This window comes from Caenispirillum bisanense (assembly GCF_900230255.1).
Taxonomy (GTDB): domain Bacteria; phylum Pseudomonadota; class Alphaproteobacteria; order Rhodospirillales; family Rhodospirillaceae; genus Caenispirillum; species Caenispirillum bisanense_A.
On record NZ_OCNJ01000001.1, the window covers coordinates 218,070 to 240,950 of the forward strand.

Sequence of the window (22,881 nt, forward strand, 5' to 3'; positions counted from 1 at the left end):
CTCTTTGTCACAACGCATTGGGACATATTCCCCAAACGGAGGAATTCCATGAAGTTTCGTCCGCTGCATGACCGCGTGCTGGTCAAGCGCCTCGAGGCCGAAGAAAAGACCCGCGGCGGCATCATCATCCCCGAGACCGCCAAGGAAAAGCCCCAGCAGGGTGAAGTGATCGCCGTCGGCCCCGGCGCGCGCGGCGAAGACGGCAAGATCGTCGCCCTGGACGTGAAGGTCGGCGACAAGGTGCTGTTCGGCAAGTGGTCGGGCACCGAAGTCACCATCGACGGTCAGGACCTGCTGATCATGAAGGAAACCGACGTCATGGGTATCGTCGAGTAAGCCGCGAGGCTCGCTCCGACCCCTGACATCCGGTTCCCCATTCATCTGCAAGAGGATTTGAGCCAATGGCTGCCAAGGAAATCAAGTTCGGCGTCGATGCGCGCTCCCGCATGCTGCGCGGCGTCGACATCCTGGCCGACGCGGTGAAGGTCACCCTCGGCCCGAAGGGTCGCAACGTGGTGCTGGAGAAGTCCTTCGGCGCGCCGCGCGTGACCAAGGACGGCGTCTCGGTCGCCAAGGAAATCGAACTGAAGGACAAGTTCGAGAACATGGGCGCCCAGATGGTGAAGGAGGTCGCCTCGCGGACCGCCGACATCGCCGGCGACGGCACCACCACCGCCACCGTTCTGGCCCAGGCCATCGTTCGTGAAGGCGCCAAGTCCGTCGCCGCCGGCATGAACCCGATGGACCTGAAGCGCGGCATCGATCTGGCCGTCAAGGCCGTGGTCGACGACATCGCCAGCCGCACCCGCAAGATTTCCACCTCCAGCGAAGTCGCGCAGGTCGGCACCATCTCCGCCAACGGCGAGAAGGAAATCGGCGACATCATCGCGAAGGCGATGGAAAAGGTCGGCAACGAGGGCGTCATCACGGTGGAAGAGGCCAAGGGCCTCGAGACCGAGCTGGACGTCGTCGAAGGCATGCAGTTCGACCGTGGTTACCTCTCGCCGTACTTCATCACCAACGCCGAGAAGATGACCGTCGATCTGGACAACGCCTACATCCTGATCCACGAGAAGAAGCTCAGCTCGCTGCAGCCGCTGCTGCCGGTCCTCGAGGCCGTCGTGCAGTCCGGCCGTCCGCTGCTGATCATCGCCGAGGACATCGAAGGCGAGGCCCTGGCCACCCTGGTGGTCAACAAGCTGCGCGGCGGCCTGAAGGTCGCGGCCGTGAAGGCGCCGGGCTTCGGCGACCGTCGCAAGGCCATGCTGCAGGACATCGCCATCCTGACCGGCGGTGAAGTCGTCTCCGAAGACCTGGGCATCAAGCTGGAGAGCGTCACGCTCGACATGCTCGGCCAGGCCAAGAAGACCACCATCACCAAGGAAACCACCACCATCGTCGATGGTCTGGGCTCCAAGGACGACATCGAGGCGCGCTGCAACCAGATCCGCGCCGCCGTCGAAGAGACCACCTCCGACTACGACCGCGAGAAGCTCCAGGAGCGCCTGGCCAAGCTCGCCGGCGGCGTCGCGGTGATCAAGGTCGGTGGCGCCTCCGAAGTCGAGGTGAAGGAGAAGAAGGACCGCGTCGACGACGCCCTTCACGCCACCCGCGCGGCCGTGCAGGAAGGCATCGTCGCCGGTGGCGGCACCGCCCTCCTCTATGCCATCAAGGCGCTGGAGAACATCGCCGTCGGCAACGACGACCAGAAGGTCGGCGTCGAGATCGTCCGTCGCGCCCTGCAGGCGCCGCTGCGTCAGATCGCCGAGAACGCCGGTCACGACGGTGCGGTGGTCGCCGGCAAGCTGCTGGAAGGCAACGACGTCGACATGGGCTTCGACGCCCAGAACGGCACCTACGTCAACATGGTGAAGGAAGGCATCATCGACCCGACCAAGGTCGTGCGCACCGCGCTGCAGGATGCCGCCTCCATCGCCGGCCTGCTCATCACCACCGAAGCCATGGTGGGCGAGCTGCCGGAGAAGAAGGAGCCCATGGGCGCCCCCGACATGGGCGGCATGGGTGGCATGGGCGGCATGGGCTTCTAAGAGCCCGCGCCTCCCGGCCCCTTCACCGGACCGACACGGAAGGGCCGCCCCTTGGGGCGGCCCTTTTGCGTGCCGGTGGTGCAGGACGCAGGGCGCGCAGTTCCAAGCCATAAGGCGGAAAATCGTGCCATAAGAACGTAAAATTCAAACTGTTGAGATGCTACTTTGGTCGTGCCATGATTCTTGTCGAGAGCAACAGGAGGGAGGATGAAGGAATGTTGTCGTTCCTTGGATTCCTGGTGGCCCTGCCGACGCTCTACGCCATGACGTCGTGGGCCATGACCGGCTATCGGGCGGTGGCGTGGAAGCCGGTGGACCGGCAGGCACTGATGCTGGCCGTGAGCGGCGCCATCCTGGTGGCGGTGTCGGCGCCCTTCACGGGCGGGTGACGCGGGGCTTCCCTTCGTCGCCCGGCACCGCTATCTAGGCGGCATGATCGCACCACGCTTCGCCGCCGTCCCCTGCCGCGCCGCCGCACTGGCGGTGGCGCTCGTCTTCATTCCTGCCGCCGTCGTGCTCGGCACCGGCCCGGTCGCCGCGCAAGGCTCGCCCGCCGCCTCCTCGTCGGGGGCCCTGGCCGAGGCGCTGGCCGTCGAACTCGGCCGCCCGCTGACGCCGCCCGAAGGGTGGGCCCTTCAGCAGACCGTCGTCGACCACCTCGGCAAGGTCCGGCAGGCCCGCGCGGCCTATGTGGAGCGCCTGACCGTCGCCACCGGCCTCGCGGCCGATACGGTGGAGTCCGCGCTGCCGCCCCTCGGGCGCGGTACCTTCAGCGCGCCGCGCGACCTGCGCCCGGCCATGGCCGCCGGCCTCGGCCGTCCGCTGGCGGTGGCGGAGGAACAGGCGATGGCTGCCGCCGAGGCCGACCGCATCGCCGCCCTGCAACCGCACCGGCAGGCCCTGGCCGACCGGCTGGCGGTGCTGACCGGCCTCGCGCCCGAGCGCATCCTGCCGCTGTTGCCGGGGCTCGGCCTTTAACAGTCCGGCGGCGGCGATCTTTCGCCAGAACACCTAAGACCTTTGTGGTATTTTCCCGCGAAGTACGGCATGCTCCGCCGCTACGGTTGAGCGGGGGCGCGCTCCGGCGCGTACCCGGGTCTGGGGCGGGTATCTCCTTCCATGAAGTCCTTTCTGGCGCGCACGGTCCGCACGCTGAGCATCGGCCAGTTCGTCTTCCTGCTCTCCATGGCCGCCATGGCGCTGGCCGTCGGGGTCGTCCTGGTCATGTCGACGGTGGTGGAGCGCCGCGCCGTCGGCGATCTGGCGCAGGAAGAGGCGCGGCAGACGTCCGAACTCATCTTCCAGTCGCTCTATGCCGCCATGCGCAAGGGCTGGACCAAGGACGAGATCGCCGACATCGTCGCCCGCCTCAACGAGAGCCAGCCGGGCACGGAAATCCGCGTCTTCCGCGGCACCCCGGTCATCGCCCAGTACGGCGACCTGCCGGGCGAGGCGCTGGTGCGCGACAACGACCCGCTGGTCGCCGAGGCCTTCCGCACGCGCGAGCCGGTGCTACGGACCGGCGAACACCACATCCGCTACCTCTATCCCGTGCTGGTGCGCGACGAATGCCGCGCCTGCCACGCCGCCGACATCGGCCAGGTGAACGGCGTCGTCGACATCAGCTATCCCATCACCGACCTGAAGGTGTCCGTCGGCTTCGTCATCAAGTCGGTCATCATCTACTTCACACTCATCCTGAGCAGCCTGTTCCTGGCGCTGTACTTCAAGCTGCGGGTCTTCGTCGCGCAGCCCATCGCCCGTTTCGTCGGCGTCATCGACGAGATCATCGAACACACCGACCTCAACCGTCGCGTCGGGCAGGGCACTCACCTCAAGGAGGTGAAGAGCCTGTCCGACCACTTCAATCGGCTGCTCGGCACCATCCAGGAATACCAGGACAAGCTGGAGGAGTTCAGCCAGCGCGACCCGCTGACCAAGCTCTACAACCGCCGCAAGTTCGAGGACTTCCTGCGCATGGAGGTGGCCCGCGCCCACCGCCATGGCCACCGCTTCAGCCTCATCATGCTGGACCTCGACGACTTCAAGAGCATCAACGACACCTACGGCCACCCGGTCGGCGACTTGGCGCTGAAGGAACTGGCCTGCGTGCTCGACCGCCGCATGCGTCGCACCGACGTGGTGGCGCGGCTCGGTGGCGACGAGTTCGCCGTGCTGATGCCCGAGACGACGCCCGAACAGGCGCATATCGCCGCCGAGAACCTGCGCCGGGCCCTGACCGAAGCGGTCATCCGCCTGCCGGTCGGCGAAGCCCATGCCAACGCCAGCTTCGGCCTGGTGTCCTACCCCGAGAACGGCGCGACCGTCGAGAAGCTGACCATCGCCATGGACGTGGCCATGTACAAGGCCAAGCGCCTCGGCAAGAACCGGGTGGCGACCCTAGACAGCGGCGAGGAGGACGCCGTCATGGCGGTCTTCCAGAAGGGCCGGATGCTGCAGCAGGCGCTCGCCGACGATGCGGTGGAGGCAGTGTTCCAGCCCATCCACCGCGCCGGCGGCGGGCTCATGGCGCTGGAGGTGCTGGCCCGCGTGCGCACGTCCGAAGGCCTGAAGCCGGCGGCCGAGTTCATCGAGGCGGCCGACGAGCTGGGTCTGACGCGCGAAATCGACGAGCGGGTGTTCGACAAGGGGCTGGCGGTGCTGGCCGCCCATGCCGACCGCGGGCTGAAGATGTTCTTCAACCTGTCCGGCCGCTCGCTGGCCGCCGCCGACTGGATGCACGGCGTGCCCGCCAAGGCCCGCGCCGCCGGCGTCGAGCCCGAGCGCATCGTCTTCGAGATCACCGAGCGGGAGGCGCTGCCCCACTTCGACCGGCTGGTGAAGATCATAGACGCCATGCGGGTCCACAAGGTCGGCTTCGCGCTCGACGATTTCGGCAGCGGGTTCTCCTCCTTCGTCTACCTCAAGTTCCTCGACGTCGACTATGTGAAGATCGAAGGCAGCCTGGTGCGCCACCTGTGCAGTGATCCGCGCGACCGGGTCATGGTCCGGCACATCCATTCCATGGCGAAGGAGTTCGGCGTGGCCACCGTCGCCGAGTTCGTAGAGGATGCGGCGACGCTCGAAGCTTTGCGCGAGATGGGAATAGACTTCGTGCAAGGTTGGTACATAGGTTTGCCGGAGCCGGCTAGTGTAGACGGTATTCCGACCCGGCGGCCGGCCTCGGGGACGGTGCGGGTAGTTTCCGGGACTACCGTTGGCTGATGCCTGCTGTTATTTATGGAATCTTCGCGGCACGGTTGTTTTATCTTGTCGCTGAGGCGAGTATCTGATCAAAAGGGTGCGGAACTATACCAAAGGGTAGTATATTCACAAATATGTTTGAGGGATAATGGGTCCTGGGTAGGGGAAACCGCGCGCGCACCGCACTCGGGGATGTGGGGGGCGCCCGATAGTCCTTTGGGGGGCTCAACAGGAAATGAACGACAAGCCAGTACGTATCCTCATCGCCGACGACCACCCGTTGGTCCGTCGCGCGCTGGGCGGATCTTTGTCGCAACTCGGGCAGGTCACCCTGGAGGAGGCGGGAAGCCTCGACGAAACGTTGTCGAAGGTCGCGGCGGTGCCCGATCTCGACCTCGTCGTCTTCGACCTCCGCATGCCGGGATCGAGCGGACTCGGCGGTCTCACGCAGTTGCGCACCGCGGCGCCCGACGTGCCGGTGGTGGTGCTGACGGCCGACGAAAACCCGCGCCTCGCCCTCAAGGCCCTGGAGCAGGGGGCGTCGGGGTTCATCCCGAAGACGGCGCCGGAACCGGTGCTGCTGGCGGCCATCCGCCTCGTCCTGCAGGGCGGGATCTACATCCCGTCCATGGTCGCCGAACACGCGGCCAATGCGGAGTCCGGCGGTGGGGGCGGCAACAGCCGGTCGCCGCGCCAGAGCCTGACGGCGCGGCAGCGCGACGTGCTGGCGCTGGTGCTGGAAGGCCTCAGCAACCGCGAGATCGCCACCCGCTTCAACCTGTCGGAAGCGACGGTGAAGGCGCACGTCACCGCCATCCTGCGTGCCTACAACGTCGCCAGCCGCGCCAAGCTGATCCGCGCCGCCAGCGCCGAGGAAGGCAACGACACGCTGATGGGCGAAGTCTGACACCAGAAACAGGTCGAGAAAAAGGGCCGCTCCCTCGCGGGGGCGGCCCTTTTCGTTCGCCTGAGGCACCGGCGGCGGCAGGGCCGCGCCGGCCGGCGGCTCACTTCTTCACGCTGTCCCAGCCGGCGGTGAAGCCGGACAGCGACGCGGCCTCGCCGAGCTTCTTGCCGGCGGCGGTGACGAAGCTCACCTGCAGGGCGCTGCCGGCCTTCATGCGGCTGATCATCTGGTCGTTGAGCGGCACGATGGCGCGGCACAGACCCGGCGTGCAGATCTGGTAGGGCACGCGCACCTCGTTGCCACCGTCGACGGCGAAGGCGGCGCCCGGCGGGATGAGCACGCCGGTCGGCAGGTCGGCGAGGATGGCCGCTTCGTTGTTCGGGCCGAAGTAGCCGACCTTCAGCGACATCATGGGGCGGCCGCTCTGGGCGTCCTTGACGTTCTGGAAGATGAAGCATTCGGTGCCGCCGCCGGGCATCTGCTCGCAGGCACCGGTCCAGCTGCCGTAGGTCTGGCCGACCTGCGCGTTGCCCTGGGCGCCGCCCTGGGCCTGGGCGGCGGCGGGCGTGGTGGTGAGCGCGACGCCGAGAACGGCCGCCGCCCCCGCGGCGATGGCGCGCATGCTGGAAACACTCACACGGAAACTCATTCAGGGCTCCTCTCGCCTTGGCGAACGGCCGTCGGCGCACTCTACGCCGCCGGCCGGTAGTCGTGCAGATCCGGCGCCGCCATCCCCATCCGATGGCGGGTGCCGGTGTGCGCGGCACCATACCACCGGCAAGACCGGGATGCACGGGCTCCCTCGCGTAGGCCACGATCGTGGCGGATTGAGGGCGCCGAGTGTTCAACCCTTCCGGTGCCACGGGCGTTTCCCGAGGGATGGCCCGGTGCGCAGGCCGCCGCCGGGCCCCGACGACACGACACCCGAAGCAGACGGAAGGTTCCATGCCGGACGACGTTCCCGCCGTGGACGGGGCCGACGCCTTGTCCATGACCCCCACCGACATCGTGCGCGACCTGCGCATCCGCCGCGTGCGCTACCACATGCCCGACACGGCCGCCTACGTGCGCTACGCCCCCAGCTTCCAGCCGCAGCCCGACGAGCTGACGGTGCACATGGACAGCGCCATCGGCCGCCAGGAGAGCGCCGACGAGACCGGCGCCTTCTCGCTGCCCGAGCTGGTGAACGAACTGACGTATGCGTACATCAACGTCCACGTCTTCCCCGACGAGGCGGCGCTCGAGTTCTTCGCCTCCGGCTTCGACGGCGCGCTGACCCAGCTCGGTTTCATCGGCGGCACCTTCGACTGGGAACGCCTGTGGATGACCCGCGGCCCCTCCAACATCGGCTTGCCGGTGGCCGTGTTCCTCGGCCAGCGCAACGCCGTCAACGGCCAACCGGCGGTGACCCTGGTCGACCACCGCACGGAACGGCGCGGCGTGCGCGTTTACCGCGCGGTCGGCGGGGCCGGCACCCACGTCGGCGAGGAGTTCTACGAGGCCGCCGCGGGCGGCGGTGCGGCGCAGACCTGATGGCGGGGCGGAGGATACCGTAATGCGAGCCGAAAGCGGCCTGTTCAAGGGCCTCAATCCCACCATGGCGCTGGTCGCCCTGGTGGTCGTCGCGCTGTTCCTGGTGGTCGGCACGGCGGCGCCGGAGACGTCGTCTTCCTGGTTCATCGCCGTGCGCGACGGCATCACCACGTGGTTCAAGTGGTACTACGTGCTCATCGTCGCGCTGTTCCTGCTGTTCTCGCTGTGGCTGCTGTTCAGCCGGTTCGGCGACCTGAAGCTCGGCGACGACGACCAGCAGCCGGAGTTCGGCTATTTCTCGTGGTTCGCCATGCTGTTCGGCGCCGGCATGGGCATCGGCCTGGTGTTCTGGTCCATCGCCGAACCCATGTTCCACTTTCAGGGCAACCCCTTCCTGACCGACCCGGAAAGCCCCGGTGCGGCCGTGACGGCCATGCGGCTCACCTATTTCCACTGGGGGCTGCACCCCTGGGCGATCTATGCCATCGTGGCGCTGACCCTGGCCTTCTTCAGCTACCGCAAGAAGCTGCCGCTGGCCATCCGCTCGGCCCTCTACCCGCTGATCGGCGACCGCATCTACGGCGGCTGGGGCCATGCCGTCGACGTGCTGGCGGTGTTCGGCACCGTGTTCGGCGTCGCCACGTCGCTCGGCTTCGGCGTGACGCAGATCAACACCGGCCTGAACACGCTGTTCGGCATGGAGGTCTCGACCACCAATCAGGTCATCCTCATCGCCTGCATCAGCGCCGTCGCCACGCTGTCGGTGGTGTCGGGCGTCGGCAAGGGGGTGCGCATCCTGTCGGAGGCGAACCTGTGGATGAGCCTCGCCATCCTGCTGTTCTTCTTCGCCTTCGGGCCGACCCGCTACCTGCTCGACCTGTTCGTCGAGGGGCTCGGCGAGTACATGTGGACGGTGATCCCGCAGAGCTTCTGGACCAACGCCGAATCCGCCGGCACCGGCACCTGGCAGGCGTCGTGGACGGCGTTCTACTGGGGCTGGTGGATCGCCTGGGCGCCCTTCGTCGGCATGTTCATCGCCCGCATCAGCCGTGGCCGCACCATCCGCGAGTTCATCCTGGGCGTGCTGCTGGTGCCGACGCTGCTCGGCATGCTGTGGCTGACGGTGTTCGGCGGCACCGGCCTCTACCTGGAACTCTACCAGGAGGGCGCGGGCATCGCCGCGGCGGTGAACGAGGACGTGACGCTCGCCCTCTACACCACCATCGGCGCCATGGCGAGCGACGGCATCGCCTATGCCGCCATGTGCCTGGTGACGCTGCTCATCGCCACCTACTTCATCACGTCGTCGGACTCGGCGACGCTGGTGGTGACGACGCTTCTGTCCATCGGCGACGCCGAACCGCCGACGCCGCACCGCGTCGTGTGGGGCCTGGGCGAGGGCTTCGTGGCGGCGGTGCTGCTGCTGGCCGGCGGGCTGGAGGGACTGCAGGCCGCCTCCATCATCGCCGCGCTGCCGTTCAGCATCATCATGCTGTTCATGTGCTACGGCCTGGTGCAGGGCCTGCGCGAGGAGAAGGCCATCCTGGCCGAAAGCGACCGCCGCATGCGCGCCGCCCTCGGCCAGGGCACGCCACAGGACCAGACCTGGCCGGGGTGAGGGCTCTCGCCCCGCCTCACAACACCGTCGCCGCCCGTGCCGCCTGGCCGTACAGGCCGGACAGCGCCCGCAGCTTGCCGGCCAGCTCGCCGATGGCCTTGGTGTCGAGGCCCATGGTCTGGAAGCTCTCCACCAGGCATTCCTCGCGCACCTGGCGGTAAGCGTCGCAGGCGGCGCGGCCCTTGTCGGTGGTCTTGAACCAGGCCTCCTTGCCGCGCTTCTCGCGACTGACCAGCTCGGAGGCTGCCAGCTTCTTCAGGCTGTAGCTGACGAGGTGCGTGTCCTCCACGTTCAGGGTGAAGCACACGTCGGCCAGGCGCTTGTCGCGGTCGCGGTGGTTGACCGAGTGCAGCACCAGCACGTCCAGCGGCGACAGCTCCGGGTAGCCGGCCGCCGCCATGCAGCGCACCATCCAGCGCGAAAAGGCGTGGTAGCCGATGATGAGGCCGAACTCGAATTCCGACAGCTCCGCCGCCTTGTCGCTGACCAGATGGGCGGAGGAGACGATGCGGCGAGGCTTGGTGCCGGCGGCGGGGTCGGTGGCGTCGGCCATGGGCTCTGCTCCCTTCAGTCGAACGTGACGGGCCCGCGGCGGCCGCGCACCACGGCGACGGCGGCGGGGGCGGTCTCGGCGGGGGTGACGGTGACGGCCACGGGGCCGGCGACGAACAGGATCCGCGACAGGGTCTCGCGCACCATTTCCGGGCGCGGGTGGTGCAGGGTCAGGCTTTCCAGCCGGCAGCCGACCTCGGGCAGGGCGTCGCAGGGATGAACGCCCTCGGGCCACTGGATGAGCGAGGGCAGGACGCCGCCGGCGGGGGCGGCGCCGTCGGGGCGGAGGGTGATCTGCCACGACAGGCTGCCGCGGCTCATGGTCTCCGCCGGGCCGAACAGGTCGGGGTCGGCGGCGGCGGAACGGGCTTCGGCGAGCGTGTCGGTGCGGGCGATCCAGCCCAGCAGCCGCGGGCGCTCGGCGAGGCGGGCCCGCACGGCGGGATCGTCGAGGCCGAACCACCGCGGCCGGTCGGGCGGCGGGGCGTCGGGGTCGACGGCGATCACTTCCAGATACTGCCCCTTGCCGAGGCGCAGCAGGCGGTTGTGGGTGCCCATGCGGGGATGGCGTCCGCCGCCCTGCGGGGCGACGCCGAGCCGCTGCGCCACCCAGGCGGTGCCGTCCTCGAGCGTGGCGGCGCCGATCGCCAGGTGGTCGATGACGGTGTGCATCATGGGGCGGCGCGGTCCTCGGCGGTGGTCGGGCGGGGTCTCGGCCCCGCACCATACACCAGAGGACCGCGCCGCGCCCACCATGCGAGGCCGTCGGACGGTCGTCAGGCGGCGACGGCGGCCAGGAACTCGTCCACCTTGCGGCGCAGACCCTCGGCGCGGGCGGCCATGGTCTCCGCCTCGCCGAGCACGGCTTGCGCGGCCTTGCGGGTTTCCGCGGCGCCGCCGCTGACGCCGCCGATGTGGCTGACCACCTCGCTGGTGTCGCCGGCGACGGACTGGGCGTTGCGGGCGATCTCGTGGGTGGCGGCCGACTGTTCCTCCACCGCCGCGGCGACGGTGGTGCTGAGGGTGTTGATCTCCTCGATGATGCCGGCGATGGAGTCGATGGCGCCGACGGTTTCCTCCACCGCCTGCTGCACTTCCTTGATCTGGGCGGCGATTTCATCGGTCGCGCGGGCGGTCTGGTTGGCGAGGCTCTTCACCTCGTTGGCGACCACGGCGAAGCCCTTGCCCATGTCGCCGGCGCGCGCCGCCTCGATGGTGGCGTTGAGCGCCAGCAGGTTGGTCTGGCTGGCGATGTCGTTGATGAGGTTCACCACCTCGCCGATGCGGCCGGCGGCGGTGGACAGGCCGCCCACCAGCTCGCGGGTGTTCTTGGCCCGCGTCGTCGCCTCGCCGGCGACGGTGGTGGAGGAGGTGACGTGGCGGGCGATCTCGGCGATGGAGGCCGACAGCTGTTCCGCCGCCGAGGCCATGCTCTCGACGCCGGCTTCGGCGTTGCCCGAGGCGGCGGCGACGGCTTCCGCCTGGCGGGCGGTCTGTTCGGAAATGCTGCTCATGGACTGGGCCGTCGCTTCCAGTTCCGTGGCGACGGAGGCGAGGCCGGTGACCATCTCGCCCACTTCCTGGTCGAAGGTCTCGGTCAGGCGGCGCAGTTCGGCGGCGCGTTCCACGTCGGCCTTGGCGCGCGCCTCGCGCTCCTGCCGCTGGTCTTCGGCGTGGCGCAGCTTGTCCTTGAAGTCGGCCATGGCGGTGCCGATGGCGTCCACCTCGCGCACGCCGCAGGCGGCGGGCAGGGGTGCGGCGTAGTCGCCGGCGCCGAGGCGGTCGACGGTGTCGACCAGCGCGCTCATGGGACGGCTGATGCGGCGGGCGATGAGGATGCCGACCACCACCAGCGCGCCCATGGTGGCGAGGCCGGCGACGATGAGCAGCATCAGGGTACGGCGCGCCTGGGCGAACACCACGTCCACCGGTGCCTCGGCGATGACCGTCCAGCGCTCGGTGATGGCGCCCAGGTCGGCCGGCATGGCGGCGGCCATCATGAGGGTGCCGTCGGCGGCGGTGCGTTCGCCGGCCCAGGTGCGACCGGCGAGGCCGGCGTCCAGCAGCGCCTTTTCCTCGGCGGCGGTGGCGGTGCCGACGGCGGCGGCGGTCGGGTGGGCGACCCAGGTGCCGTCGTGGGCGACCAGCGACACGGACCCGACGTCGAAGGGCTTCAGGGCGGCGAACTCGCCGGCCAGGATGTCGAGCGCGACGTCGGCGGTGGAAATGCCGATCACCTTGCCGCTCTTCAGGACGATGGGGGCGCTGATGGTGGTCATCAGCAGGTCGCGGCCGGCGACGTTGTAGGTATAGGGCGGCGTGAGGACGGTGCGGCGCTCGCGCATGGGCTTGCGGTACCAGAACTCTTCGGCCGCGTCGCCCGTCATGGGCGCCGGGTCGACCGTCACCGAGCCGTCGGCGGCGCGGGCGGCGTAGAGCAGGTAGCGGCCTTCGCCCTCGGTGCCGAGGCCGTCGGAGCGGTGGTCGGCGTCGCGGCCGTCGGCGTCCGGCTCGAAGCCGATGTAGACGCCGGTCAGGTGCTTCTGGGTTTCCAGCTGGCCGCGCAGGGTGACCGCATTGTCGGCGCGGTCCCAGGTGCCGGCGTCGATGGCGGCGGCCACGGCGGCCGCGTTGGCCTCGGCCGTGGCCGCGGCGCGGTTGACGAAGCCCGTCAGGCGCGCCGCCGCACCCGCGGCGGTGGCTTCCATGATCTGCGCATCCAGGACTTCGGCGTCACGCCATTGCATGACGCTGGAGAAGGTGATCAGCAGTCCCAGTCCGATCACGGTGGCGCCCAGGACCGGCACCAGGATCGCCCCCCGCAGTGTCGACATCAGCCTCATCTGCCCCTCGCTTTGGTTGTTCGTTGACTTCCCGACTTGGACATTAAACGGCATATACCCCGACGGATCATGGCTTTTTCGCCGTTGGTGGTAGAAATTTCGTATATGCCGCATATGCGCAGGTATTTCCCGGCGGCGAATTCTTGCGACGAAGGAGGGGCCTTGCGCGCCAGGGTTCCTGGGACCGCCGCATGGATCGCGTGGCGCGCCGTCGGCGGTGGTATGCGGGTGCCGTGCAGCATCCTTGACCTGTCGACTCGGGCTCGGCCATGATCGGGGTGTTCAAAATAATCGCCATGCGGCACCCAACCCGCAGGGAGGCTCCTACATCATGATGCTTCGTACCGTTTGCGCCGCCGCCGTGGTGGCGCTGTCCACCGCCTTCGGCAGCGTGTCCTTGCAGGCCGCGACGCCCAAGGACATGGCCGTCATCGCCTGGCAGCTCGACGAGCTGATCACGCTCGACCCCGCCGAGGCTTACGAGTTTTCGGGCGCCGAGCTGGCGGCCAACCTCTACGACCGGCTGGTCTATTACGACATCGAGAACACCGACGACATCAAGGGCGGCATCGCCGAAAGCTGGACCGTTTCCGACGACGGCAAGACCTTCACCTTCAAGATCCGCGACGGCCTGAAGTTCCACTCGGGCAACCCGGTCACCGCCGAGGATGCGGCGTGGTCGCTGCAGCGCGTGGTGAAGCTGAACAAGGGCCCCGCCTTCATCCTCACGGAATTCGGCCTGACGCCGGAGAACGTCGACCAGAAGGTGCGCGCCACCGACCCGCAGACCCTGGTGTTCGAGGCCGACAAGGCCTACGCCCCGACCTTCGTGCTGAACAACCTGGGCAGCTGGGTCAGCTCCGTCCTCGACAAGAAGACGGTGATGGAGCACGAGAAGGACGGCGACCTCGGCAATGCCTGGCTGAAGACCAACGAAGCCGGCTCCGGCCCCTTCACGCTGAACGCCTGGAAGCCCAACGAGCTGGTCATGCTCGACCGCTTCGAGGACTATTGGCGCGGCGCGCCCGCCATGAAGCGGGTCGCGCTCCGCCACATCCCGGAAAGCGCGCCGCAGCGCCTGCTGCTGGAGAAGGGTGATGCCGACATCGCCCGCAACCTCTCGCCCGACGACATCGCCGCCCTGTCCAAGCGCGACGACGTCGGCATCCGCAACGTCCCGCAGGGCGCCATCTACTACCTCGGCCTCAACCAGAAGAACGAGACGCTGGCCAAGCCCGAGGTGCGCGAGGCGCTGAAGTGGCTGGTCGACTACGACAGCATCGAGAAGAACATCCTGCAGGGCACCAAGGTGCAGCACCAGTCGTTCCTGCCGGCCGGCTTCCTCGGCGCCATCGACGACCAGCCCTACAGCTACGACCTGGACAAGGCCAAGGCGCTGCTGGAGAAGGCCGGCGTCGGCGACGGCTTCGAGGTCACCATGGACGTCCGCAACACCTATCCGACGGCGGACGTGGCGCAGGCCATCCAGGCCATGTGGGCCAAGGCCGGCATCGACCTGGAGATCATCCCGGGCGACAACAAGCAGACCCTGACCAAGTACCGCGCCCGCCAGCACGACATCTACATCGGTCGCTGGGCGCCGGACTACCTCGACCCGCACTCCAACGCCCAGGGCTTCGCCTGGAACCCGAACAACGCCGACGACAGCGACTTCAAGTTGCTGGCCTGGCGCAACGCCTGGGACATCCCCGAGATGACCAAGCAGACCGAGGCGGCGCTGGCCGAGAAGGACACCGCCAAGCGCCGGCAGATGTACCAGGACATGCAGCGCGAGCACCAGAAGGTCTCGCCCTTCGTCATCATGTTCCAGGACATCGCCGTCATCGCCGAGCGCAAGGGCGTGACGGGCTTCGAGGTCGGACCGAACTTCGACGTCGTCTACTACCGCAACATCACCAAAGAGTGACGGCCGCCGGCATGGCCCGAGACCACACCCCCGAGGCGATGGTTCCACCGCCTCAGATCGCCGGCAAGGGAGGGCGCCGCCGCGGCGCCCTCTCCGCCACTCCGCAATGGGCGGCGAGCGGCCTGCGCCTGCTGGTGACCATGGTCGTCACCTTCCTCGGCCTGCTCGCGGTCACCTTCTTCATCGGCCGCGTGGTGCCCATCGACCCGGTGCTGGCCGCCGTCGGCGACCGTGCCAGCGGCGAGACCTACGAGGCCATGCGCCGCGAGCTGGGGCTGCACCTGCCGCTGTGGCAGCAGTTCCTGATCTACGTCGGCAAGGCGCTGCAGGGCGACTTCGGCACCTCGGTGCTGACGTCCAACCCGGTGCTGGAGGACGTGAAGCGCGTCTTCCCCGCCACCCTGGAACTGGCGACGGTGGCGACCTTCATCGGCATCATCTTCGGCATCCCGGCCGGCGTGCTGGCGGCGGTGAAGCGCGGCACCTGGGTCGACCACGTCATCCGCGTCATCGGGCTCATGGGCTATTCGGTGCCGGTGTTCTGGCTCGGCCTCATGGGGCTGCTGATCCTTTACGCCCGCCTCGACCTGGTGGCCGGGCCCGGGCGCATCGACCTGCTGTACGAAGGGATGGTGCCGAGCTTCACCGGCGTGATCCTGCTCGATGCCGCCCTCGCGGGGGAGTGGGACGTGTTCTGGAACGCCGTGTCGCACATCGTGCTGCCGGCCTCGATCCTCGGCTACTTCAGCCTCGCCTACATCAGCCGCATGACCCGCAGCTTCATGCTCGAACAATTGCGCCAGGAATACATCACCACGGCGCGCGTCAAGGGCCTGCCCGAGCGCACGGTGGTCTGGCGCCATGCCCTCGGCAATGCCTGGGTGCCGCTGGTGACGGTGATCGCCCTGTCCTACGGCACGCTGCTGGAGGGCTCGGTGCTGACCGAAATCGTGTTCTCGTGGCCGGGGCTCGGGTCCTACATCACCAACTCGCTGCTCAACGCCGACATGAACGCGGTGCTCGGCGGGACCGTGGTGGTGGGCTGCGTGTTCATCGGCCTGAACCTGCTGTCCGACTTCCTGTATCGCAAGCTCGATCCGAGGGCGCGCTGACATGACTGCTACCACCCCGCGCTCCCTCCGCTCCTGGCTGCTCGACGACGCGCCGGCGTCGCGCCGGCAGGCGTGGTTCGGCCGCACCTATCGCGGCTGGCTGCACTTCCGCCGCAACCCGCTGGCCGTCACCGGCCTCGCCATCGTGCTGGTGCTGCTGCTGGTGGCGGCCGTCGGGCCGCTGCTCGCGCCGCACTCGCCCTACGACCAGAACCTCGACATGCGGCTGATGCCGCCGGGGACGGAGGGCTACCTGCTCGGCTCCGACGAACTCGGCCGCGACATCCTGTCGCGCGTGCTCTACGGCGCCCGCATCACCCTCTACATCGTCATCCTGGTGGCGATCATCGTCGCACCGCTCGGGCTGCTGATCGGCACCGTCGCCGGCTACTTCGGCGGCTGGATCGACACCCTGCTCATGCGCGTCACCGACATCTTCCTCGCCTTCCCGCGGCTCATCCTGGCGCTGGCCCTGGTGGCGGCGCTGGGGCCGGGCATCGAGAACGCGGTGATCGCCATCGCCATCACCACCTGGCCGCCCTATGCCCGCATCGCCCGCGCCGAAACCCTGACCATCCGCCGCAGCGACTTCATCGCCGCCGCCCGGCTGCAGGGGGCGTCGTCGGCGCGGATCATCGTGCGGCAGGTGATGCCGCTGTGCACGTCGTCGGTCATCGTGCGGGTGACGCTCGACATGGCCGGCATCATCCTTACCGCCGCCGGCCTCGGCTTCCTCGGCCTCGGTGCCCAGCCGCCGAGCCCGGAGTGGGGCGCCATGGTCGCCTCGGGCCGCAAGTTCCTGCTCGACCAGTGGTGGGTGGCGGCCATGCCCGGCATCGCCATCTTCGTCGTGTCGCTCGGCTTCAACCTGCTCGGCGACGGCCTGCGCGACGTGCTCGACCCGAAGAGCGGGAGCTGACCCATGCTCGAGATCGACAACCTGCGGGTCGACTTCCACACCGACACCGGCGTCGTCCATGCCGTGCGCGGCCTGTCCCTGCGCGTCGCCCGCGGCGAGCGGGTGGGCATCGTCGGCGAGTCCGGGTCCGGCAAGTCCATGACCGGCCGCTCGGTGCTGCGCCTCGTCCGCCCGCCGGGGGTGGTGAGCGCCGACCGGATGGCGTTCGACGGCCGCGACCTGCTCGCCCTGCCGGAGCGCGAGATGCGATCCCTGCGCGGCCGGCGCATCGCCATGGTGATGCAGGATCCCAAGTATTCCCTCAACCCGGTGATGCCCATCGGCCGGCAACTGACGGAAGCCTTCCGCACCGCCGACCGCTCCCTCGGACGCGCCGCCGCCCGTGCCATCGCGCTGGACGCGCTCGCCAAGGTGCGCATCACCGACCCCCACCGCGTCTACGACGCCTATCCGCACGAACTGTCGGGCGGCATGGGGCAGCGGGTGATGATCGCCATGATGGTGGCGCTCGGCCCCGACCTGCTCATCGCCGACGAGCCGACCAGCGCGCTCGACGTCACCGTGCAGATGCAGGTGCTGGCGATCCTCGACGACCTGGTGCGGGAAACCGGCATGGGGCTCATGTTCATTTCCCACGACCTCAATCTGGTCGCCAGCTTCTGCGACCGCGTGGTGGTGATGTACGCCGGCCGGGTGGTGGAGGAATGCGCCGCCGCCGACCTGCACGCCGCCCGCCACCCCTATACCCGCGGCCTGCTGGCGGCCATGCCGGCAATCGACGGCGGCCGCGGCGACCTGCCGGTGCTCGCCCGCGACCCGGCCTGGCTGGAGGGCGGCGCATGATCGTCATCGAGGATCTGCACGTCACCTTCCGCACCGAGCGCCACGTGGTGCAGGCGGTGAAGGGCGTGTCGCTGCACGTGCGGGAGGGTGAGGTCTACGGCCTCGTCGGCGAGAGCGGCTCCGGCAAGTCGACGGTGCTGCGCGCGCTGGCCGGGCTCGACGGGGCGTGGGACGGGCGCATGACGGTCGCCGGCGAGCGGCTCGGCAAGCGGCGGTCGGGGCACTTCCACCGCCGTGTCCAGATGGTCTTCCAGGACCCCTACGGCAGCCTGCACCCGCGCCACACGGTCGACCGCACCCTGTCGGAGCCCCTGAAGATCCACCACTTCGACGACCACGACGGCCGCATCCGCCGGGTGCTGCGCGAGGTCGGCCTGGACGACAGCTTCCGCTTCCGCTATCCGCACCAGCTGTCGGGCGGCCAGCGCCAGCGCGTCGCCATCGCGCGGGCCATCATCCTGGAGCCGCGTGTGCTGCTGCTCGACGAGCCGACGAGCGCGCTCGACGTCTCGGTGCAGGCGGAGATCCTCAACCTGCTCGGGCGGCTGAAGCGCGACCTCGGGCTGACCATGATCCTGGTCAGCCACAACCTCGCCGTCGTCGCCCACATGTGCGACTGCATGAGCGTCATGCGCCATGGCGAAGTGGTGGAGCAACTGACCGTCGATCAGCTGCGCGACGGCACGGTGCAGGAGCCCTATACCCGCCAACTGTTATTGGCCGCCAAGGGCTACGACCGCGCCGTGGTGGAGGAGCTGCTGGTCTAGCGGGTTCCGATCTCATTCGGTCGGACCCTGCGATCAGGGGCGCGACTGCGCCCCCGCGCCGGAGCGCAAATGGCCTCACTGCGGCGGGACGATGACGTAGTAGCGGCTGTCGTCCTCGTCGTAGTACCAGCCCGGCTTCCACGAGTCGCTGTAGACGATGGAGCCGGGCCGCTGGCCGGCCACCTGCGGGTCGGTGCGGTAGTCGTAGGCGGTGCCCGGCGCGCCGGAACAGGCGGCGAGCAGCGCGGCTGCGGCGGCGAGGGGGAGGGCGGTGCGGAGCATGGCGGTCGTCCTGCGGTAGAAGGATTTCCCCTAGTCTACGCCGGACCCACCCCCGCGTGCCATGGCTGCCGCATGCAGCTTGGCGAGCAGCCGGTCGAGCGTCGCCGTTTCCCCCTCGTCCAGGCTAGCCAGCAGATCGGCCTCGTAGCGCAGGGCGGCGGGCACGATCTCGCGGTAGACGGCGCGGCCCTTGGCGGTCAGCGCCAGCGCCGAGCGGCGGCGGTCGCTGCTGTCGGTGTCGCGGCTGACGAGCCCCGCCTGCACCATGCGGGCGATGGCGCGGCTGACCTGCACCTTGTCCATGGCCGTGCGGGCGGCGACCGAGTTGGCGCTCACCGGTTCCGGCCCCGCCTCGTCGAGCCCGAGCACGGCCATGACCCGCCATTCCGGGATGGTCAGGCCGAAGCGTTCCTCGTAGATCGCCGCGACGGCGCGGCTGATGACGTTGGCCAGCACCGACAGGCGGTAGGGGATGAAGTGGTCGAGCGACAGCGGCTCGGCCGTGTCCGCCGCCGCGTCCGCCGCCTCGGGTGGTCGTCGGTCAGCCTGGAATCCGGTCATCATGCCCCCTCACCGCATTTGTCCTTGGAAGTGGTTTCATTTGAAACTAACGTAGGCGAAGGCGGCGGGCAAGCCATGGGGCGGCCGCGCCGCGAAGCAAGAAAACTCCAGGGAGGCGACGCACCCATGAAGAACTGGATCTCCTTTCCGCACGTGGAAGGCCGCGCCAGCCGCCAGGCCCACTGCGACCTGCCGGAGGGGACCTACGAGCAGGAGATGGGCCGCGAGGGCTTCTTCGGCCCCGCCTCTCAGCTGCACCACAAGCACCCGCCGACCGGCTGGGTCAAGTGGGAAGGACCGCTGCGCCCGCGCGCCTTCGATTTGAACAAGGTGCGCGAGGTCGGCCCCGACCCCTGGGCGGCGCAGCTGGTGCTGCACAACGCCGCCACCAAGGTCCGCTTCTGGCGCACCGAGGGGACGATGGAGGCGCTCGCCCGCAACGCCGACGGCGACGACATCCTGTTCTTCCACGAAGGCCGCGGCCACTTCTTCTGCGACTACGGCCACATGACCTTCCGCGACGGCGACTATATCGTCGTGCCGCGCGGCGTGCAGTGGCGCCTGGAATGCGACGAGCCGGCCCAGGTGCTGATGATCGAGGCGACCGGGGACAGTTTCAAGCTGCCGGCCAAGGGCATCATGGGCACCCACGCCATCTTCGACCCGGCCGTGCTGGAGGTGCCGCGCATCGACGAGGCCTTCCAGGACCAGTACAGCGAGCGCGAGACCGCCTGCCTCATCAAGCGCGAAGACACGGTGTCGATGGTCACCTACGGCTTCAACCCGCTGGACGCGGTGGGCTGGCACGGCGATCTGGCCCCGGTGAAGCTGAACTGGCGCGACATCCGCCCGCTCATGAGCGCCCGCTATCACGTGCCGCCGTCGGCCCACACCACCTTCCTGTCGGGCCGGGTGATCGTCTGCACCTTCGCGCCGCGGCCCATCGAATCCGATCCCGGCGCGTTGAAACTGCCGTACTTCCACGCCAACGTGGATTTCGACGAGTTCATCTTCTACCACCGCGGCCAGTTCTTCTCGCGCGACAACATCCATCCGGGCATGACCACCTATCACCCCATCGGCTTCCCGCACGGCCCGCACCCCAAGGCCTACGAGACGGCCATGCAGTACAGCCGCAAGGAGACCGACGAGGTGGCGGTGATGGTCGACACCCGCGACATGCTGCGCGTTCCCAACCTGCCGGACGGCGTCGAGTGGAGCGACTACTACAAGTCCTGGCAACAGAAATAGGACCTACGGCGCGACCGCGCCGCGCGGCTTCTGCCGCGGGAGCCAAGCGGCCAAGGGCCGCGCCCGGCGCCTGAGGGACCCTGGTGATCGGTGACGATCACCAGAAAACAAGACCACTAGGGAGAAAAAGCCCCCATGAAACTCGCCAGCCTGAAGGACGGCCGCGACGGCCGGCTCGTGATCGTCTCGCGCGGCCTGACCTTGTGCACGGCGCCGACCGACATCGCGGCCACCCTGCAGGACGCCCTCGACCGGTGGGAGCAGGTGGAGGGGCCGTTGCGCACCCGCTACGACGCGCTCAACGCCGGCAAGGTGGCGGAAGCGCTGCCCTTCGACCAGACCGCCTGCGCCAGCCCCCTGCCGCGCGCCTACCAGTGGGCCGACGGCTCGGCCTACGTCAACCACGTGGAGCTGGTGCGCAAGGCGCGCGGGGCGGAGATGCCGGAGAGCTTCTGGACCGACCCGCTCATGTACCAGGGCGGCTCCGACGCCTTCCTCGCGCCGCACGACCCCATCGTCATGGCCGACGAAGCCTGGGGCATCGACTTCGAGGGCGAGGTGGCGGTGGTCACCGGCGACGTCCCCATGGGCGCGTCCGAGGCGCAGGCGGCCGATGCCATCCGGCTGGTGATGCTGGTCAACGACGTGTCCTTGCGCGGCCTCATCCCCGGCGAGCTCGCCAAGGGCTTCGGCTTCTTCCAGTCCAAGCCGTCGAGCGCCTTCTCGCCGGTGGCCGTGACGCCCGACGAGTTGGGCGAGGCGTGGCGCGACGGCAAGGTCTGCCGGCCGCTGGTCAGCCACCTCAACGGCCAGAAGTTCGGCGAGCCCGACGCCGGCACCGACATGACCTTCAACTTCCCGAAGCTGGTCGCCCATGCGGCGAAGACCCGGCCGCTCGGCGCCGGGGCGATCATCGGCTCGGGCACGGTGTCCAACAAGCAGGGCACCGACCACGGCACCTCCATCGCCGAGGGCGGCGTCGGCTATTCCTGCATCGCCGAAGTGCGCATGATCGAAACCATCCGCGACGGCAAGCCGGCCACCGGCTTCATGAAGTTCGGCGACCGCATCCGCATCGAGATGTTCGACGCCGCCGGCGCCAGCATCTTCGGCGCCATTGAGCAGGAGGTGCGGCGCTACGAGGGGAGCGGGGCATGAAGCTCTACGGCTACTGGCGCTCGTCGACCGCCTATCGGGTGCGCATCGCGCTGAACCTGAAGGGCCTGACCGCCGAGCACGTGCCGGTGCACCTGGTGCGCGACGGCGGCGAGCACCACCGGCCGGAGTACAAGGCGCTCAACCCGCAGGAGGCGGTGCCGACGCTGGTGACCGACGGCGGGGCGGTGCTCACCCAGTCGCTCGCCATCTGCGAATGGCTGGAGGAACGCCACCCCCGCCCGCCGCTGCTGCCGCCCGATTCGGAGGCACGCGCGCGGGTACGGGCCTTCGCACTCGCCATCGGCTGCGAGATCCATCCGCTCACCAACCTGCGGGTGCTGTCGCACCTGACCGGCGCCATGGGCCTGTCGGATGCCGACAAGCTGGCGTGGTACCGCCACTGGACGACGGTCGGGCTGGCGCAGCTGGAGGCGCTGGTGGCCGGGCATCCGGGCACCGGCCGCTTCGTGCAGGGCGACTCGCCGACGCTGGCCGACGTCTGCCTGGTGCCGCAGCTCTACAATGCCCGGCGCTTCGAGGTGGACCTGGCGCCCTATCCGACGCTGGTCCGCATCGACTCCGCATGTCGGGAATTGCCCGCCTTCGCCGCGGCGGCGCCGGAACAGCAGCCGGACGCCGTCTGACGCCTGTCGCGCGCCCCGGCGAAAGTGATACAATGTGGCGCGCACAGCGCGTTGGAATGAACCATAAGGTGCCGAAGCGGGCACCACAGGGATGGGGACGGCAGGGGCCATGAGCCAGGCACTTCAGATCATCCGGCAGGAACACCGCAACCTGTTCCGCGTCGCCAGCATGCTCGACGCCGTGCTGCACGACGCGCGGGAGACGCCGGATCTGGCCTTCGTGCGGCACGTGATCGAGTACATCGACACCTTCACCGACCGCTACCACCACCCCAAGGAAGACCGCTACCTCTTCGCCGCCTTGCGTCGCCGCGACCGCACGGCGGAGGCGATCATCGAGGAACTGGAGTCGGAACACGCCGGCTGCCCCGGTGCCCTGGCGCGCTTCAAGGACACGCTGGCCGCCTGCGAACGCGGCGAGCCGGGATCGGCCGACGAGTTGCGGGACAAGGCGGCGCAGTACCTCAAGTTCCTCATCAAGCACATGCAGAAGGAAGAGGCGATCGTCATGCCCATGGCCCAGCAGGTGCTGTCGGCCGAGGACTGGGCCGAGATCGACGCCGCCTTCGCCGACAACCGCGACCCGCTGTTCAGCACGGACGCGAAGGAAGACATGCGCCGCCTCTATAGCCGGCTGGTGAACGAGGCCCCGGCGCCTTACGGCGTGGGTGGGTGAGGGCGGGTGGGTTGCTAGGTCTCTCCCACGCGCCTG

Annotated in this window: 23 protein-coding genes and 1 pseudogene; 18 read left to right on the top strand and 6 right to left on the bottom strand. The window is 68.9% G+C overall.

Annotation, left to right across the window (positions count from 1 at the left end; all coding sequences use genetic code 11):
- Positions 1-48: 48 nt before the first annotated feature.
- The 7 genes and pseudogenes from groES (at position 49) to CRP50_RS01125 (ending at position 6,159) form a co-directional block, all read left to right on the top strand.
- Positions 49-336, top strand: a complete 288-nt coding sequence (gene groES, locus CRP50_RS01105) for a co-chaperone GroES (protein ID WP_097277133.1) — start codon at positions 49-51, stop codon at positions 334-336.
- Between the two features lie 65 nt (positions 337-401).
- On the top strand, positions 402-2,048 hold the full coding sequence (groL, locus tag CRP50_RS01110) for a chaperonin GroEL (RefSeq protein WP_097277134.1): 1,647 nt from the start codon (positions 402-404) through the stop codon (positions 2,046-2,048).
- Positions 2,049-2,263: 215 nt separating this feature from the next.
- Positions 2,264-2,437 carry a hypothetical protein gene (locus tag CRP50_RS25410; RefSeq protein ID WP_176524972.1) on the top strand — a complete coding sequence of 58 codons (174 nt, stop codon included), beginning with the start codon at positions 2,264-2,266 and terminating at the stop codon, positions 2,435-2,437.
- 43 nt (positions 2,438-2,480) lie between these two features.
- Complete coding sequence (locus CRP50_RS01115; RefSeq protein ID WP_097277135.1) at positions 2,481-3,026, top strand: hypothetical protein; 546 nt, start codon at positions 2,481-2,483, stop codon at positions 3,024-3,026.
- A 24-nt stretch (positions 3,027-3,050) separates the two neighbouring features.
- Positions 3,051-3,116, top strand: a pseudogene (locus tag CRP50_RS26445) (hypothetical protein); the annotation flags it as partial.
- Between the two features lie 51 nt (positions 3,117-3,167).
- Positions 3,168-5,273 carry a putative bifunctional diguanylate cyclase/phosphodiesterase gene (locus CRP50_RS01120; protein WP_097277136.1) on the top strand — a complete coding sequence of 702 codons (2,106 nt, stop codon included), beginning with the start codon at positions 3,168-3,170 and terminating at the stop codon, positions 5,271-5,273.
- A gap of 214 nt (positions 5,274-5,487) precedes the next feature.
- A complete protein-coding gene (locus tag CRP50_RS01125) occupies positions 5,488-6,159 on the top strand; it encodes a response regulator (RefSeq protein WP_097277137.1) in 672 nt (223 codons plus the stop codon).
- Positions 6,160-6,259: 100 nt separating this feature from the next.
- Here the strand turns inward: CRP50_RS01125 and CRP50_RS01130 are convergent, their stop codons facing one another.
- Complete coding sequence (locus CRP50_RS01130; RefSeq protein ID WP_097277138.1) at positions 6,260-6,808, bottom strand: invasion associated locus B family protein; 549 nt, start codon at positions 6,806-6,808, stop codon at positions 6,260-6,262.
- A 296-nt stretch (positions 6,809-7,104) separates the two neighbouring features.
- On the opposite strand from CRP50_RS01130, the gene CRP50_RS01135 reads away from it, so the two are divergent.
- Positions 7,105-7,692 carry a hypothetical protein gene (locus CRP50_RS01135; protein WP_217991966.1) on the top strand — a complete coding sequence of 196 codons (588 nt, stop codon included), beginning with the start codon at positions 7,105-7,107 and terminating at the stop codon, positions 7,690-7,692.
- A gap of 22 nt (positions 7,693-7,714) precedes the next feature.
- Positions 7,715-9,310: a BCCT family transporter gene (locus CRP50_RS01140; RefSeq protein ID WP_097277139.1), complete on the top strand. Its 1,596-nt coding sequence runs from the start codon at positions 7,715-7,717 to the stop codon at positions 9,308-9,310.
- Between the two features lie 16 nt (positions 9,311-9,326).
- Here the strand turns inward: CRP50_RS01140 and CRP50_RS01145 are convergent, their stop codons facing one another.
- From CRP50_RS01145 to CRP50_RS01155, 3 genes are all read right to left on the bottom strand, one after another.
- Positions 9,327-9,863 (bottom strand): winged helix DNA-binding protein, encoded by a 537-nt coding sequence (locus CRP50_RS01145; protein WP_097277140.1) that lies wholly within the window; start codon positions 9,861-9,863, stop codon positions 9,327-9,329.
- Between the two features lie 14 nt (positions 9,864-9,877).
- Positions 9,878-10,537 (bottom strand): VOC family protein, encoded by a 660-nt coding sequence (locus CRP50_RS01150; protein WP_217991967.1) that lies wholly within the window; start codon positions 10,535-10,537, stop codon positions 9,878-9,880.
- A gap of 101 nt (positions 10,538-10,638) precedes the next feature.
- On the bottom strand, positions 10,639-12,696 hold the full coding sequence (locus CRP50_RS01155; protein WP_176524973.1) for a methyl-accepting chemotaxis protein: 2,058 nt from the start codon (positions 12,694-12,696) through the stop codon (positions 10,639-10,641).
- A 340-nt stretch (positions 12,697-13,036) separates the two neighbouring features.
- Between CRP50_RS01155 and CRP50_RS01160 the strand changes: the two genes are divergently transcribed.
- Genes CRP50_RS01160 through CRP50_RS01180 form a run of 5 tightly spaced genes read left to right on the top strand, consistent with a single transcriptional unit; the run spans position 13,037 to position 18,273 of the window.
- On the top strand, positions 13,037-14,632 hold the full coding sequence (locus CRP50_RS01160; RefSeq protein ID WP_097277142.1) for an ABC transporter substrate-binding protein: 1,596 nt from the start codon (positions 13,037-13,039) through the stop codon (positions 14,630-14,632).
- 38 nt (positions 14,633-14,670) lie between these two features.
- Positions 14,671-15,744, top strand: coding sequence for an ABC transporter permease (locus CRP50_RS01165; protein ID WP_097277749.1), 1,074 nt, complete (start codon positions 14,671-14,673; stop codon positions 15,742-15,744).
- 1 nt (position 15,745) lies between these two features.
- Complete coding sequence (gene nikC / locus CRP50_RS01170) at positions 15,746-16,663, top strand: nickel transporter permease (RefSeq protein WP_097277143.1); 918 nt, start codon at positions 15,746-15,748, stop codon at positions 16,661-16,663.
- A 3-nt stretch (positions 16,664-16,666) separates the two neighbouring features.
- Entirely contained in the window at positions 16,667-17,506 is an 840-nt protein-coding gene (locus CRP50_RS01175) for an ABC transporter ATP-binding protein (RefSeq protein WP_097277144.1), read from the top strand.
- Positions 17,503-18,273: an ABC transporter ATP-binding protein gene (locus CRP50_RS01180; protein WP_097277145.1), complete on the top strand. Its 771-nt coding sequence runs from the start codon at positions 17,503-17,505 to the stop codon at positions 18,271-18,273. The genes CRP50_RS01175 and CRP50_RS01180 overlap by 4 nt, the downstream gene beginning before the upstream one ends.
- Before the next feature lie 75 nt (positions 18,274-18,348).
- On the opposite strand, the gene CRP50_RS01185 is transcribed toward CRP50_RS01180, so the two are convergent.
- Positions 18,349-18,555 carry a hypothetical protein gene (locus CRP50_RS01185; protein WP_097277146.1) on the bottom strand — a complete coding sequence of 69 codons (207 nt, stop codon included), beginning with the start codon at positions 18,553-18,555 and terminating at the stop codon, positions 18,349-18,351.
- Positions 18,556-18,585: 30 nt separating this feature from the next.
- Complete coding sequence (locus tag CRP50_RS01190; RefSeq protein ID WP_245913326.1) at positions 18,586-19,119, bottom strand: MarR family winged helix-turn-helix transcriptional regulator; 534 nt, start codon at positions 19,117-19,119, stop codon at positions 18,586-18,588.
- Between the two features lie 123 nt (positions 19,120-19,242).
- Here CRP50_RS01190 and CRP50_RS01195 point away from each other — a divergent pair, with 123 nt between their 5' ends.
- The 4 genes from CRP50_RS01195 to CRP50_RS01210 all read left to right on the top strand — a co-directional run bounded on the left by CRP50_RS01195 (position 19,243) and on the right by CRP50_RS01210 (position 22,845).
- A complete protein-coding gene (locus CRP50_RS01195) occupies positions 19,243-20,367 on the top strand; it encodes a homogentisate 1,2-dioxygenase (protein WP_097277147.1) in 1,125 nt (374 codons plus the stop codon).
- A gap of 135 nt (positions 20,368-20,502) precedes the next feature.
- On the top strand, positions 20,503-21,525 hold the full coding sequence (locus CRP50_RS01200; protein ID WP_097277148.1) for a fumarylacetoacetate hydrolase family protein: 1,023 nt from the start codon (positions 20,503-20,505) through the stop codon (positions 21,523-21,525).
- Positions 21,522-22,169 carry a maleylacetoacetate isomerase gene (gene maiA / locus CRP50_RS01205; RefSeq protein WP_097277149.1) on the top strand — a complete coding sequence of 216 codons (648 nt, stop codon included), beginning with the start codon at positions 21,522-21,524 and terminating at the stop codon, positions 22,167-22,169. Before CRP50_RS01200 ends, maiA begins: the two co-directional genes overlap by 4 nt.
- A 109-nt stretch (positions 22,170-22,278) precedes the next feature.
- Positions 22,279-22,845 (top strand): hemerythrin domain-containing protein, encoded by a 567-nt coding sequence (locus CRP50_RS01210; protein WP_097277150.1) that lies wholly within the window; start codon positions 22,279-22,281, stop codon positions 22,843-22,845.
- Positions 22,846-22,881: the final 36 nt, after the last annotated feature.